This window comes from Nostoc sp. (genome assembly GCF_036916655.1).
Classification (GTDB): Bacteria; Cyanobacteriota; Cyanobacteriia; order Cyanobacteriales; family Nostocaceae; genus Nostoc.
Genome location: NZ_JBALFY010000079.1, coordinates 34,283 through 48,708, shown reverse-complemented (window position 1 = coordinate 48,708; position 14,426 = coordinate 34,283). Strand labels below are relative to the sequence as shown.

The 14,426-nt window shown below is 40.8% G+C and carries 11 protein-coding genes; 4 read left to right on the top strand and 7 right to left on the bottom strand.

The features are described 5' to 3' along the window. The first annotated feature begins 310 nt into the window (after nt 1-310). From V7L31_RS22150 to V7L31_RS22135, 4 genes are all read left to right on the top strand, one after another. On the top strand, nt 311-490 hold the full coding sequence (locus tag V7L31_RS22150; protein ID WP_334698258.1) for a hypothetical protein: 180 nt from the start codon (nt 311-313) through the stop codon (nt 488-490). A gap of 190 nt (nt 491-680) precedes the next feature. Next, a complete protein-coding gene (locus V7L31_RS22145; protein WP_334698257.1) occupies nt 681-1,475 on the top strand; it encodes a glutathione S-transferase family protein in 795 nt (264 codons plus the stop codon). A 46-nt stretch (nt 1,476-1,521) separates the two neighbouring features. Further along, nucleotides 1,522-3,252: a helicase HerA domain-containing protein gene (locus V7L31_RS22140; protein WP_442938206.1), complete on the top strand. Its 1,731-nt coding sequence runs from the start codon at nt 1,522-1,524 to the stop codon at nt 3,250-3,252. A gap of 559 nt (nt 3,253-3,811) precedes the next feature. Further along, complete coding sequence (locus V7L31_RS22135; protein ID WP_334698255.1) at nt 3,812-4,795, top strand: RNA polymerase sigma factor, RpoD/SigA family; 984 nt, start codon at nt 3,812-3,814, stop codon at nt 4,793-4,795. A gap of 82 nt (nt 4,796-4,877) precedes the next feature. Here V7L31_RS22135 and V7L31_RS22130 read toward each other — a convergent pair whose 3' ends face one another. The 7 genes from V7L31_RS22130 to V7L31_RS22100 all read right to left on the bottom strand — a co-directional run bounded on the left by V7L31_RS22130 (nt 4,878) and on the right by V7L31_RS22100 (nt 14,392). Continuing rightward, nucleotides 4,878-6,281: a hypothetical protein gene (locus V7L31_RS22130; RefSeq protein ID WP_334698254.1), complete on the bottom strand. Its 1,404-nt coding sequence runs from the start codon at nt 6,279-6,281 to the stop codon at nt 4,878-4,880. Next, nucleotides 6,274-6,672, bottom strand: coding sequence for a hypothetical protein (locus tag V7L31_RS22125; protein ID WP_334698253.1), 399 nt, complete (start codon nt 6,670-6,672; stop codon nt 6,274-6,276). The genes V7L31_RS22130 and V7L31_RS22125 overlap by 8 nt, the downstream gene beginning before the upstream one ends. A 60-nt stretch (nt 6,673-6,732) precedes the next feature. After that, the gene (locus tag V7L31_RS22120) at nt 6,733-9,642 is read right to left on the bottom strand and encodes a CHAT domain-containing protein (RefSeq protein ID WP_334698252.1); all 2,910 of its coding nucleotides are present in this window, start codon (nt 9,640-9,642) and stop codon (nt 6,733-6,735) included. Between the two features lie 128 nt (nt 9,643-9,770). Then, nucleotides 9,771-9,965, bottom strand: coding sequence for a hypothetical protein (locus V7L31_RS22115; RefSeq protein ID WP_334698251.1), 195 nt, complete (start codon nt 9,963-9,965; stop codon nt 9,771-9,773). 413 nt (nt 9,966-10,378) lie between these two features. Next, nucleotides 10,379-12,577 carry a CHASE2 domain-containing protein gene (locus V7L31_RS22110; RefSeq protein WP_334698250.1) on the bottom strand — a complete coding sequence of 733 codons (2,199 nt, stop codon included), beginning with the start codon at nt 12,575-12,577 and terminating at the stop codon, nt 10,379-10,381. Nucleotides 12,578-12,767: 190 nt separating this feature from the next. Beyond that, entirely contained in the window at nt 12,768-13,052 is a 285-nt protein-coding gene (locus V7L31_RS22105) for a hypothetical protein (RefSeq protein WP_334698249.1), read from the bottom strand. 296 nt (nt 13,053-13,348) lie between these two features. Beyond that, on the bottom strand, nt 13,349-14,392 hold the full coding sequence (locus tag V7L31_RS22100) for an aliphatic sulfonate ABC transporter substrate-binding protein (protein ID WP_334698248.1): 1,044 nt from the start codon (nt 14,390-14,392) through the stop codon (nt 13,349-13,351). Between the last annotated feature and the right edge of the window lie 34 nt (nt 14,393-14,426).

The window sequence follows — 14,426 nt, the reverse complement described above, 5'->3', positions numbered from 1 at the left end:
AGAAGTTAAAATTTTTTTCGAGAAGATTTTTTGTGCTAGTGAGGTAAAATCTCTAACTTTGACTGACGCTGACAAGTATGAAATATACATAGCACATATTCTAGATAAAAAATTGAAAAAATTTTTTATCTCACATCAAAAAGAGTTAAAAACCCCGCAGATGTAGTATCAGAAACTCTAAGAATGTGTGAAAAGTCGCAAAATATACTAAACACCACACTTCCATTCTTTTTTTGGAAAGGTGGACAGGCTGTGAAACCCTTACTCTCTTATATATGTAGCGGTTCTCACTCAAATGCGGTACAAAAATATGTCGCAAGGTGTAGGGGCAATTCATGTAGATGCGTTGGCGTTGGTGTTGGCGTTGGCGAAGCCTCTCGTAGAGAAGCCTCTCGTAGAGAAGCCTCCCCAAGAATTGCGGCTTCCCGCAGGGTATTGTCCTTACGGGTGTACCTCACGTGAACGAGAACCGCTATATCGAATTCAATGATTTAGTATTTTATTTTTAGTAAAAGAGAAAACAATATTTTAAAATCAATAACTTTACCAAAAATTAGGCATCAATTAAACCCGAATGTCAATTAAATAGAGAACTAAGGGACTAATGCCAATAAAAATTACTTAAACTAAAGATACAATTGTAAAGTTAAGAAGTTGACCAGTTATAAGGTATCCAAAAGATGCTGGAATTATACCAATGGGAACTCTCTCAATACTCAGAGAAAGTACGCCTCATTCTAGATTTTAAAGGACTAGATTACCGCAAAATAGAGGTGACTCCGGGGATTGGACAGGTAGAACTGTTCCGGCTGACTGGTCAAAGACAAGTCCCGGTATTAAAGGATCGTAATAAATATATTGCGGATTCTACGGAGATAGCTAAGTATTTAGACTTAGAGTATCCCGATCGCCCACTCATACCGCAAGATCCTAAAAAACGGGGTTTAACTTTATTAATAGAAGAATGGGCGGATGAGTCCATCGGCATTAAGGGTCGCAAAGCACTATTTGCTGCTATAAGTCAAGATCAAAATTTCCGTAAGTCTTTATTACCCACTTCAACACCAGATATATTTAAAAGTCTGGTTGGAGGAGTACCTAGTGATTTCCTGACACTGTTTGGTTTTGGCGTTGGTTACAGTCCAGATGTGGTACAGTCAGCGATCGCATCTTTAAAACAAGATTTGGAAGCTTTGACGTTATTATTGGCAGATAGTCCCTATTTAACAGGAGATGAGCCGACTCTAGCTGACTTAGCGGTGGCTGGCTTATCGATATTGCTCAAGTTCCCCCCTGGACCCTATCTGGATTTACCTGCTTCTATCAGAGGCAAAGGATTGCCAATCTTTGCCGAAAATATAGATTATGAACCATTCTTCACCTGGCGCGATCGCCTTTACGCCCAATTCCGCAAACCGTTAATCAGTAGCACTTCCGCAACAGGGGGTGCGCCAACTTCAATTCAGATTGATTAGGGATTGGTGACTAATGACCAATGACCAATGACAAATGACTAATAACATGAATTCGGCACAGCCATTAGGTTCGGTCATTCAAGGTTCTTTAACTGAAGGTTTAGAAGTACGATTGCATCCTGACATTTCTGTAGAAGATATGCGGGTGGGTAAATTTCTTGTTGTGCAAGGGATGCGATCGCGTTTTTTTTGTATGCTCACAGATGTAGCATTGGGAGCTGCTAATGCCCGAATTATTGCTAATCCCCCCAGTTGGGAAGACACTTTTTTACGAGATGTTTTAGCCGGAAGTGGTACTTACGGTACTATCAACCTCGCGCCGATGTTGATGTTCACTCCCGAATCTGAAGAATCTTTCTCTCCAACAAATGGTAAATCGGCAAATCCCTTTATCCCGTCGATGACGGGTTTAGCTTCATTTGTGCCACAAACCAGCACAACGATGGAATTGTTACCTGTTAAAACTATTCCTAGCCACTTTAGTCAGGTTTACGACGCCAGTGTTGACGATTTTCGCCGGGTATTTGGTTGGGAAGATGACCCCCAAAGGCGAAATTTTTCCATCGGCAAACCTCTGGATATGGATGTGCCTGTTTGCATCGATTTAAACCGCTTTGTGGAACGGAGTAATGGGGTTTTTGGGAAATCTGGTACTGGTAAATCTTTTCTCACACGGCTACTTTTAGCTGGTGTTATCCGTAAAAATGCGGCAGTAAATTTGATTTTTGATATGCACTCGGAGTATGGCTGGGAAGCCGTTGCAGAAGGTAAGAATGTCAATACAGTTAAAGGCTTAAAGCAACTTTTTCCGAGTAAAGTTGAAGTTTATACCCTCGACCCGGAATCGACAAAGCGTCGGGGTGTACGTGATGCTCAAGAACTTTATTTGAGTTACGAGCAAATTGAAGTTGAAGATATTAAGTTATGTAGCCGAGATTTAGGACTCTCTGACGCAGCCTTAGATAACGCCAATATTTTATACAGCGAGTTTGGCAAGTCTTGGATTGTCCAGCTGTTAAATATGACCAACGAAGAAATCGAGATGTTCTGCGACGAGAAGCGCGGACACAAAGGCTCGATTATGGCATTGCAGCGCAAACTCTTGCGGATGGATAGCTTGAAGTATATGCGAGCAGTTTGCCCCCAGAATTACATTAGTAAAATTGTGCAATGTCTGGAATCTGGGAAGAATGTTGTGATAGAATTTGGTTCCCAGTCTAATATGCTCTCTTATATGTTGGTGACGAATATGATCACCAGGCGGATTCACGAGCATTACGTCAAGAAAGCAGATAAATTTCTGCAAAGCAAAAATCCTAGCGATCGCCCCACGCCATTGATGATTACCATTGAAGAGGCGCATCGTTTTCTAGACCCGGCGATCGTCCAAAGTACCATCTTTGGGACTATTGCCCGCGAACTGCGTAAGTATTTTGTCACACTTTTGGTAGTCGATCAACGTCCATCAGGCATAGATAATGAAGTTATGTCCCAGATTGGGACTCGCATTACCGCTTTGCTGAATGATGAAAAAGACATTGAGGCAATTTTTACAGGTGTATCTGGTGGTAGCGGACTGCGATCGGTATTGGCAAAGCTAGACTCAAAACAACAAGCCTTAATTTTGGGTCACGCCGTTCCTATGCCAGTAGTAGTACGTACTCGACCTTACGACGCAACCTTTTACGAAGAAATTGGTGAGCCAGCCTGGGAAGAAAAACCTGATGCAGAAGTATTCGCCGCCGCTGAACTAGCCAAAGCTGACCTGGGATTTTAGATAGTCATTAGTCATTGGTCTTGGTTAAATGATGAGTCCTAACCAATGCCCAATGCCCCATTCCCCATTCCCCATTCGTAACATCCCTCCATTGTCACAACAAATTCAGTTCGGTTATCCGGCTAGTTTTTGGCAACAGAAGAGGAGTTTTTGGCGTCACTATAGATATAGTAAGTAATTTCAAGGAAATTTAAAATTTTTTCTCTAACTACCGCTTTTGAATTATAATTCAAGGCTTTATCTTAAGATAGTTTACTATCTCCGTGATTTGTCGTAATATAAAGCTAAGTAGAACTCATACCGACTTCGGATTTACCGATTGGTGTTAGTAACAGCCCAAAACAAAAATTCTCAAAAACAACTAGCGTGCTTATAAAAAATTAAAAATTTAGGGAAGTAGGGGAACCTATCATTGGGAGCTTACCGTCATGACAACGGCTGTATCAACTGATTAATTGCTTTTGGTAGCTCCCGATATTTCGTGATAGATGTACTACTTTTTCCAACCAACTTAGTAAGAAAATATACATTATATTTACGAGTAGAGGACATCGCACCAATGCCTACTGTCAATACACAAACGGAAAATGTCAACACCAAATTCACGGCTGATATGGTGCGAACCTATCTGCGAGAAATTGGTCGTGTACCACTGCTAACCCGCGAACAAGAAATTGTCTTTGGGAAGCAGGTACAGCAAATGATGACGCTGATCGACGCTAAAGAAGCTTTGGCGAAGAAACTGCAACGCGAACCGAATATGTCAGAGTGGGCTGAACATGTTCAACAATCGGAAACCGAAGTACAGCAAACGGTCGCGCAAGGTAAGCGGGCAAAGCAAAAAATGATCGAAGCGAATTTACGCTTGGTTGTTGCTATTGCTAAAAAGTATCAAAAGCGGAATATGGAGTTTCTGGATTTAATTCAGGAAGGAACACTAGGGTTAGAGCGGGGTGTAGAGAAATTCGACCCAATGAGGGGTTATAAGTTCTCGACTTATGCTTACTGGTGGATTCGCCAAGCAATTACCCGCGCGATCGCTCAACAAGGTCGGACTATCCGCTTACCGATCCATATTACCGAGAAACTGAACAAAATCAAAAAAGTGCAACGCGAGTTAGCTCAAACCTTGGGGCGATCGCCGACTCCAGCCGAAATTGCCAAAGCACTAGAACTAGAACCTGCTCAGATTCGTGAGTATCTGAATATGGCTCGTCAACCAGTGTCTTTGGACGTGCGAGTTGGTGAAAACCAAGATACTGAGTTGCAAGAAATGCTCGAAGATGATGGCCCATCACCAGAGTATTACACCAACCAGGAATTCTTGCGCCAAGACTTGAACAACTTGCTAGCGGAACTAACCCCGCAACAGCGAGAAGTTGTAGCTTTACGCTTTGGTTTAGAAGATGGTAATGAAATGTCATTGGCGAAAGTCGGTGAGAGATTGAGTCTCAGCCGCGAACGCGTTCGTCAGTTAGAGCATCAAGCTTTGGCTCATCTGCGTCGCCGTCGTGCCAATGTCAAAGAATACGTTGCTAGCTAAAACGAAAGACGTAGCAATGCTACGTCTCTACAAGGTGATGCGCCTCCTGAAAATTCAGGGGGCGATTTTTTTTGCTGAAAACTTAGCGGCGAAAGCGGAGGCCAATAAAAATTAGCACGGCAAAAAATACACCAATGCCTACACTCCACCCAAAAACTTCAGCCCGAAAGCGGAGATGTTGTTGATAATCGTTAGGCTGGGCGAGAATGACGGCGGAGGCTATTTGGCTGGTGGCGAGTCCAACACCTGCGATCGCTATAGTGGTATTGAGAGTGCGATCGCTTTTAGTTTGCTCTAGGTCAATTATACCTTGGATAGTGTTATTGAGATTTTGCAGCAAGGTTAATCCAGGGCTGAGAATCGCATAATCTACTTCTACTTGTCGCTGATATTTTTTGCCATAAAATTCACTTTCACTAAACTCTTGGAGAAATTTTAAGTCGCTACTTGTGTATTTCTTCTGGATATCTGCTAAATGAGATTTATAATTTTCTAAGTTTAATTGAATAGTCTGGCTTTGATTTTCTAGATAATTTAAAGCGATCGTGTAGTCTGATAAGTTGATTAAATTATTTGTCAGACTTTCTTGGAGTTTACTTAATTTTAGACTATTGCTTTGTAGTAGCTTTGGTAACTCGCTTGTCTGCCGAATCGATGGTTGAATTTCGATATATTCTTTTTTGAGAATCTGTTTTTGATAGCGACTTTGATAATATGACCAAACTACTTTATGACGGTATTGCCATAAACGTAATAAATCATAATATACATCTTGTACTTGTTTCCTCATCTCATCTGGTGAAATATTTTCGGGAAACAACCAAATTAAGATGTGATAACTTGATTTTCTAAATTCATCCCAAAAGTCTTTACCATCTACACCCAAATTTTGTGGACAATACCACAATTCAAAAATCGTTCCTGCTTGTAACTTGCCTTTACCAATAAAATCTCGTTGCCATTTGTAATCGCTGACAATTTTGGTGTAACATTCTTTAGCTATCTCTTCAACTTCTGCTTCTGTTTTAGTGTTGGTTAGCTGTCCCCAAAGTAACCAAGTTTGTCCAATTGTGCCTGTTTGCTGAGATAAGCGATTAGTAATTTCTTCTTTGAGTTTTCTAAAAGGTGCGCCGTCAATATCTTGGGAAGCATAATTAGCTTTACTATTAGCATCTAATTCACCAGAATAGTCAACTTGTAGCGCGTAAGTATCACCAATTTGCAGCGGATAATAATAGCCATCTAGAGGTGACGGAAAATCTCTAGTTTGGGCTTTTCCGAGCAATTCAATTACATCTCCACTATTATTTTTATGCTTCAGGAATTGTTGGTGCTTTTCCTGAAAGCTCGTTTTGTCTAAATCGCCATATATTTTTCGACAAAAATCTTGGCAGTTCTCGTTGATTTTTGTCTCATCTTCTCCTAAACCATCTTTTAAATCGTAGAGGAATAAATCAATACTGGGATAAATAATCTTCTCAGTCATTTACTGTTCTGCCATGAATAAAGTCCCGAACCTTTTGCAGAAGATTTGGTTTTACAGCTATCTTTGCAGCAGCTACCGAATTATTGTTACTAAAAGCATTAAATGCTGCATTCGTCAATTCCGCAGTTGGTTCAGTTGGTAAAGGCAGAGGTGGTAAACCTTTAGTACGTTCGCCAGTTTTTTCAATTCTCGCAAGTTCTGTTTGATAAACTTTATTTAAGGGTGGATAACTTTCGGCGATCGCATCTAATTTTCCGATATTATCAGGATCGGCTATTGGGGCTTTGCTGATGTCATTTAGCTGTGTTTGGATATTGTCTGGCAAAGGTTCATCCAATTGTGTGAGAGCCGTGAGGAAGGCTGTTAGAGTAATTATGTTGTTAGGCTTCATAAAGATTTTTTAGAGTCATCTATTAATGTCTCACGCCAAGGCGCAAATAAATAAGAAATTTTATCTACCAGTAATTATAAAAGCTGCCCAATAGTAGGGATGGTGAAAATGCTGCTGTTTCTTCTCTGATAACTCCATTTGACTAATTTGATAAAGTTTTCTTCTGACAAAAGGACGGAGAGTTGTTTCATTTGATGGTAACTTAGCCAAGATTACGCGATAAATTCTTTCGAGTTGACTAAATGTTAAACTACGTAACCATTTTGTTGCTTTATTGAGGGCAACTTCTGGCGATTTACCTTTCTTTATTTGCCGATAAAAGTAAATCATCAAAAAACTACTAGCATCGTCAGTCACAGTCCACAATGTACTAACAACATCGGTAACACCCTGATAGAGAAAGGCACTGACTAAACCAACATATTCAGCAGTTATAGTTTGGTTGCTAGTAATGGCAGTTTCACAAGATGAAAGGCTAACTAGTTGATATCCTCTGAGGTTTTCAATATGAAAAATCTCCTCTAAAGTCAGAAACTCTTTACCGCTAAGAGCCAAAGCAGATTGTTGAGGATTGTGGAAATTATAGGTACTATGTCCTGTAAAGTGAAAAATACTGTAACGATCTTTTAGGGCTGCTTTAAGTGTGGTATTTGTCGCGGCTTCTCCAGAAATTCGCTTTGGCGTAGGGTTTTGGAATAGCTGGGTAATAGCAGCAGATTCGATTTCTGCATGGGGCAAAATAGAAAAACCTTCACTGTCGGGATGTTCTACACTCAATAGGGGCAATTCACCAATTGCTCTGAGATTTGTTTGCTTCAAGCTTTGTAAGGTAATACCTATTTGGGCGCTAGGTAAATAGGTGATGGTGAAGTTATCTGTAAATATTGCATGGAGTGGTAAGCGGTGCAAATCACGATGAGGAATGAGAATTAAGTTTGTGATGCCGTTTAATTCTTCTTGAATAGCAGAAATATAAAGGATATTTTTCAATTCCTCAAGTTTATCTGGCATTAACTGTCGCCAAGGTTGGTTTTTGGGGCTTTGTTCGTCTTTTGCTTTGTCTCGATAATCGGCGTATTGTTGATTCCAATTTTTCACCCAACCTTCAAAATCTTGTAAGCGTTGCGCCTGAGTTAGAAACTCGGTTTCTCTTGGGACGATTGGTGATGAGGCATTGTGTTTTAGGATGAAGGTGTGTAGGGCGTAAGAACTGAGATGCCAATAAACAATAGCAGTTGAGGGATTAAGCAGTTGTTGCATTTCTGAATAACTCAGAGATAAACTCTCATCACTCCATCGATCCAAAAGCCAACGCAAGCAAGTATTTTTGCCTTCTTCTGCTAATTCAATCGCTTGCTGCAAATCTCCAGATTGCACTGCTAAATCAACAGTTAATTGCTGAATCCAGGCAAATTTTAGAGATAGTTGTTTTTTACTTTGATCAGAGCGATTTGGTTCATTTGATAAGCGCCGTAACAAATCAGTACCCTGTCGCTGGAGTTCTATGGCTTCGGCTGTTTCGTCCAAATCTAACTGCACCCGAATTAAGTCTCGCAAAACCTCTAGATGTAACTCAGGAAAATTGATTGCTGTGAGAGTTTGTATTGCTATTTTGTAACTGTTGATGGCTTTGCGCCAATAATAGCGAGCGTGAGAGTTTCCTCGCCCTTGGAAGTAATGAGTATTACCTATCGCCTGATACAACAAACCCCAACCTTCTGGCTGGGTGTCTTGGAGGCAATGCTTCAATCCTTCCTCGTAGCTTGCCAATTGACCTTCATAGCCGCGCTTGTTTAAATCAGGATTGTTAAATTTTAAAGCGAGGTTGGGTGCTGCTGCATTAGGTAAAGTAAATGTGAAAAATAAATCTGTCTTCTCTCTGATTGCGTTCCCCGCCACAATTCCCCGGTTAATCCAAGCTTGGTGAAAGTCGGGTTTGATTTTGAGTGCTTTGTCGTAGGATGCGATCGCTTCTTCAAATCGCCCTAAATTACCTAGCGCCATACCCCGGTTATTCCAAGCTTCGTGGTAGTCGAGTTTGATTTTGAGGGCTTTATCTAAGGATGCGATCGCTTCTTCATATTTCCCTAAATTATTCAGCGCCACACCCCGGTTGTTCCAAACTGAATAGTCGTCGGGTTTTAATTCTAAAGCTTTGTGGAAATATGCGATCGCTTCTTTATATCGCTGCAAGTGATCGCATAGGACAATACCCTTGTAATTCCAAGCATTAGAAAAATCAGGTTTCAATTTTAAGGCTCTGTCATAAGATGCGATCGCTTCTTCAAATTGCACTAATTTAACCAACATCACACCTCGAATGCACCAAGCTTCGTGGAAGTCGGGTTTGATTTTTATGGCTCTGTCATAAGATGCGATTGCTTCTTCAAATCGCTCTAATTTATCCAGCGTAATACCCCGGTTGTACCAAGCTTCGTGATAGTCGGGTTTGATTTTGAGGGCTTTGTCATAGGATGCAATGGCACCTACAAAATCCCATACCCTAAATTGTTCAAAGCCTTGATTAAACCAAACTTCCGCTTCTTCCTCCTTTTTTCCCTCCGCGTCCTCTGTGCCTCTGCGGTTCGTTTCTCCTCCCTTCAACCGCCTCCCAATATCATAAGCAACAACACTAACTTCCCCAATGCTTAACTCACCCAGCTGCACTATCCGCCTTGCTAACTCATCATTTGATGTAGCTGAAGCTAACAATCTTTCGCCAAAGCCCCACAACCACTCCACCAAATGAGCCTCATTGATGCGCTTTGCAGCCAAAAAACCTTTTACTCCTCCTTTACTCAAGCCATCATTGACCTCTGTCAACAACTGGAGAAACAACGATTCATACTCCGCATCTGTTAGCTGTTTCGGTGGTTCTACTTTCTTTTGTTCTCTTAACGGAGGAGTCTGCTTGTTGCCAAATAAGCGCTGAAAAGACCTCTTGAGCCACCGCCAAAGCCGCTTGAGCATTTACCGCAACCATGTATTGCTTTTGTAGTGTATTTTAGCAATTTTACCGAAATCAAAGTGGGGTGCGAAAGTATAGTTTTTTGAATTGGGGGTTGGGAACTGGAAAAATAAGTTAAAAGTAGGGTGAGTTAATTTTTGTAAGCCGATGCGATCGCATTGTTAGTCAAAACAATCGCATTGTTAGGCAAAACAATCACATTGTTAAGCAAAACAATCACATTGTCAGACAAAACAATCGCATTGTCAGACAAAACAATTGCATTGTCAGACGAAACAATTGCATTGTTAGGCAAAACAATTGTATTGTCAGACGAAACAATCATATTGTCAGCCTATAGTGTCGATATAGCATTTCCCGACCTAGTAAGGTATACCCGTAGGGGCACGGCACTGCCCATTGGTGTCAATTTAACGTGAAACCGCACGTCCGCCAGGGATTGTAAATCCCTGTCTTATAACTAAAGTCCTCTGAAGAGGACTAAATAGCGCAAAAATTTTCAGTCTACTTCAGTAGACTTGAGCAATTAGTCAGGGAATTATATTCCCTGGCGGGTGAACTTAAGTTGACACCAATGGGCACTGCCGCGCCCCTACACCTTGCGGTATAATCTTGTACCTCATCTGAATGGGAACCGCTATAAACAAAAATATTTACTGTCATTGCGATTGCTTCGCTTCGCTCGCAATGACATTGTGTAATTAGTTATAGTCTAGCCGCGATTTCTAATTGCCAAGACTACATCCGTTTCAAATCTTGTAAAACTTCGGTGGCTGATTGATAGCGATCGCTAAAATGATAGCAAACCATCTTATCTAAAATTGCCGCTAATCCTTCGCTCACTTGCACCGTTTGCCGCCACATCACATTCCCCGTTTCTGGATCTGGATGAAGTTCTTGCGGTGGTATCCCAGTTATGGCTTGAATAGCAATCATTCCTAAAGCGTAAATGTCACTGCACAAGCGGGGATGACCGGCAAATTGTTCTGGAGGTGCATAACCCCGTGTCCCGATAGCTACTGTGGCTAATTCTGTTTGCTCACTACTTGATGGTTGCATCAATTTCACAGCACCAAAGTCAATCAATACCAGCCGATTATCTTTAGCGCATCTAATAATATTAGTCGGTTTGATATCACGATGAATCACTCGATGCTGATGAACAAATTCTAGAACTTCTAAAACTTCTTTGAGCATCTCCATCACAAATGATTCGTTTTGCACATTCTGCACAGGTGGTAATTCTTCACTGAGGGTATGCCCCTCAATATATTGTTGAATTAAATAGAATTCTTGGTCATCTTCAAAATAAGCAAGTAGTTCGGGAATCTGATGATGTTTACCCAAAGATTCTAAAATTTCAGCTTCACTATTAAACAACCTGCGAGCAACTTGCAAAAATCTTGTATCTTGACGGGCTGGCATTAACTTTTTAACTACACAAATTGGATTACCCGGTCGTTGAGTATCCTGTGCTAAATAAGTGCGGCCAAATCCCCCAGCACCAAGAGTTTGAGAGATTTTGTAGCGTCCACTCAAAAGTAAATCACCCGATTTTGTTTCTCGTGAATCAATTGGGGGAGGAAAGTCAAGATAGGAATCGGGAACTGCTGTTTTGTCTTCTAAGAGGACATTTAATTGGGCGATCGCTTCTTGTTGTTTTTCAACTTGCAGAATAATTACCTGAGTTTGCCGCTGATTTTGGTAGTTAGTATAAGCAATCACGCAGATACTACTAATTACGAAGGCAAGAGCAGAGGGAATTAACGGTATCCATCCGGCTTGCAAAAACAAAGCAACACAGATTACTACTAAGCCCAATAGAGTTATCGTTCCCACTACAAGCAACAGCAGCGGATTTTGCCACCGCCATGCTAAAAAACTACCTAAAAGCGACCAACTCCATACCCAAACAAGTTCCGCCCAGTTTGGCCAATACCAAATTAGCGATCGCCCATCCAACACTGTACTGATGAGTTGACTTGCTATCTGTGCATGAATAAACAGAGCAGGCATTCTGGCTGGTTGGTCTGGTAAAGCGCTGTAAGGTGTATAAAAGCCACCTGGAGGCATATTAGCTGCTGTGCTGCCAATAATTACCAGACGATCTTTAATTAAGCTGGGATTTACTCGACCACTAAGAACATCTTTAAGGGTTACTTGGTTGGCAAGGCTGTTGGGGTGACGGTAATTTAATAATATTTGATAGCCATCTGCATCCAAATGTTGGTAGCCACCAGAATTAGCTCTTAAACGTGGAAACAGAGTTTTACCTAACTGAAAATCTCCTTTCTCAGTGAACTTGTATTTAATACCTTGTTTATCCAGATAATTAATTGCAACTAGCGCACCAAATGCAAATGATGTTGTACATTTTTTGTCTGTAGAGTTAGCAAATAACAAACTGCGGCGGAGAGTTTGGTCATTTTCACTATCAGGAACTACATCGCTAAAACCAACATTATCTATAGGAAAGTTGGGTGGTGGTGGAATTTCATCTCTACCCAAGCTGCTGAACAAACAAGTGCTGACAATGCGATCTTGATTTTGCTCCTTAGCTGCCAAATTATTGTTTTCTGGTTGGAAAAGATATAAACCAACAATTCGCGGTTGATAAGACTCTATTTTATTTAATAGCTGATTGATTGTGCGACTTGATAGAGTCCATTTCTCTCGTTTGAGATCCTCATCAGTGATTTTGACTAGCAAAATCCGGCGATCGGGTGCTTCGGCTGGACGCGATCGCAACATCTGGTCATAAACTCTTAATTCCCAAGGCTGTAACCATTTGAGTTCCCGAACTCCCCAAATAAAGGCGGTAACTCCCACACTGGTAACAAAAATAATTTGCAACCAGCTTTTGCTCTTGGAAGTTTCACGAGAATCTTGAACTTTGACAAGGGGGACACGAAGTTTTTCTAATAGTCCACTAATCACGGCGTTGGGGCGGTAGCCTGAATTGGGTAGATGTTGCAGGCGCAGAAGCTAATTTTCGGAATCTAGGTTAAAAACTAGTTAACCTAAGCTTCTATAAATGTAGCAATTTACTCACTGGTTAGAGAATTTGGTGTATTCCTACTTTTAAAGCAAGCTTACGCGCAGTGTCAACTATAAAATAAAACAAGCGCTAATCATCTGTTTGAGATATTTGAGCATTTTCAACAGAACTAGCAATTGGAAAAGAAATCGGATTAGTAGATGAAGTTAATGAATCGAATTGAGGTTGTTCTAGTGATGCTTCAATGCTTGAATCAGCAAAATATGAGCCGATGATTTTATCATAGTTAGAAGCAACAGCTAAAAAAGCGCCACCCAAAATATAGATAGGTAATGGCAGATTAAATTCTTGCAACCAGTCAAACAGTTCCGCCAAGGCAAACAGCACCAAAAAGCAGGCAAGCCAAACCCTCATATTCTCATCCCTTGGATTGAAACAACTATATTACTAGCTTAAATAGCTTGCATGATAATTGATGTAGTACATAATCAACAACATACACCCTCTATAACCTAGATAGGTGCAGTCACAGTTATAGCATCTGTTATATTGCAATATATCTTAGAAAAATAAAAATATATTTAGCTTAGGAACGTGGATTAAATAAGATGCAAAACCTCATCCTGTCTCTAGCTTCCCTCTCCAATATATCGGAGAGGGATTGAGGGTGAGGTAAGATTTGAGCGAATAGCAAGCGATCGCAAAACAAGCTACCTGATACGTTGAGGTGTGATGGCTTGATATTGTTGAGTCGGAAGGATCGCGTCTCTGATATCTATCTTACGGGGGATGACTTTTTCTTGAAAATAGAAATCAGCAACTTTTTGTTGTTCAGCAATAATCGCAGGTGTGAGTTTTCTCAATCTAAAAGTACGTCGGCGTGCTACCTTTTCTAAAACTGATACATCTAATTTCAGTTCCGGCGCAAAAGCCTTAGCAACATCCGTTGGGTTTTTTTCAGCCCATTCTCCTACCTTATCTGCTTCCTCTAAAAATACTCGCACCAATTCCAGATTTTGAGTGACAAATTGACGCCTACCAAGATAAAAGCCCCCTAGAGTATTAATTCTGGCTGCATTTCTTAAATTACGAATCGGGACAATTTTTTCCACAAGAGCCAAAAAAGGGTCGCTAGCCACCCAAACCTCAACCTTATCTTGAATAAAGGCATCACGGGCTTCAGATGGAGTCAAACCAACAATTTGAACATCGCTAATTTTTAACCCCACCTCTTTCAAAGCTTTTGCTAGTAAATAGTGTGCATTCGATCCCCTCTGAAAAGCAATTTTTTTACCTTTAAGATCGGCTATTTTCTTAATTGGAGAATTAGCTCTCACCACAATTCCTTGATTTTCACCCTTGCTAGGAGTGCGTCCAGCAATATAGATAACTTCGGTTATACCTGCGGCTTGGGAAAATATTGGAGGTGTTTCTCCCACATTACCGATATCCACCTTACCTGCATTCATCGCTTCGATTAATTGCGGCCCAGCGGGGAATGGCCCAACCCAATTTACAGTCACACCCAATGCTTTGAAACGTGGTTCAACAGCTTTTTTAACTTTGACAATATCTCCAGAAGTTTGATATGCCAAATTGATGACTTTAGCAGTAAAACCGGGTTTTGTTTGTGCTTGAGTGTTATTTACCAAGCTACCTACTAAAGGAGTTGATAGAGTAAACAATCCCACTACAGAATATTGGAAAATACGGTTTAAAACTGTGCGGCGTTGTGGTGAAAATGGTATTTTCATGGTTAGGATATTTTAGTAATCTAACTTTTCAATA

Bases quoted from the DNA above. Each gene is read 5' to 3' on its own strand.
- V7L31_RS22150 (WP_334698258.1), top strand. From the start codon at position 311: ATGTCGCAAGGTGTAGGGGCAATTCATGTAGATGCGTTGGCGTTGGTG.
- V7L31_RS22145 (WP_334698257.1), top strand. From the start codon at position 681: ATGCTGGAATTATACCAATGGGAACTCTCTCAATACTCAGAGAAAGTA.
- V7L31_RS22140 (WP_442938206.1), top strand. From the start codon at position 1,522: ATGAATTCGGCACAGCCATTAGGTTCGGTCATTCAAGGTTCTTTAACT.
- V7L31_RS22135 (WP_334698255.1), top strand. From the start codon at position 3,812: ATGCCTACTGTCAATACACAAACGGAAAATGTCAACACCAAATTCACG.
- V7L31_RS22130 (WP_334698254.1), bottom strand. From the start codon at position 6,281: ATGACTGAGAAGATTATTTATCCCAGTATTGATTTATTCCTCTACGAT.
- V7L31_RS22125 (WP_334698253.1), bottom strand. From the start codon at position 6,672: ATGAAGCCTAACAACATAATTACTCTAACAGCCTTCCTCACGGCTCTC.
- V7L31_RS22120 (WP_334698252.1), bottom strand. From the start codon at position 9,642: ATGCTCAAGCGGCTTTGGCGGTGGCTCAAGAGGTCTTTTCAGCGCTTA.
- V7L31_RS22115 (WP_334698251.1), bottom strand. From the start codon at position 9,965: ATGATTGTTTCGTCTGACAATACAATTGTTTTGCCTAACAATGCAATT.
- V7L31_RS22105 (WP_334698249.1), bottom strand. From the start codon at position 13,052: ATGAGGGTTTGGCTTGCCTGCTTTTTGGTGCTGTTTGCCTTGGCGGAA.
- V7L31_RS22100 (WP_334698248.1), bottom strand. From the start codon at position 14,392: ATGAAAATACCATTTTCACCACAACGCCGCACAGTTTTAAACCGTATT.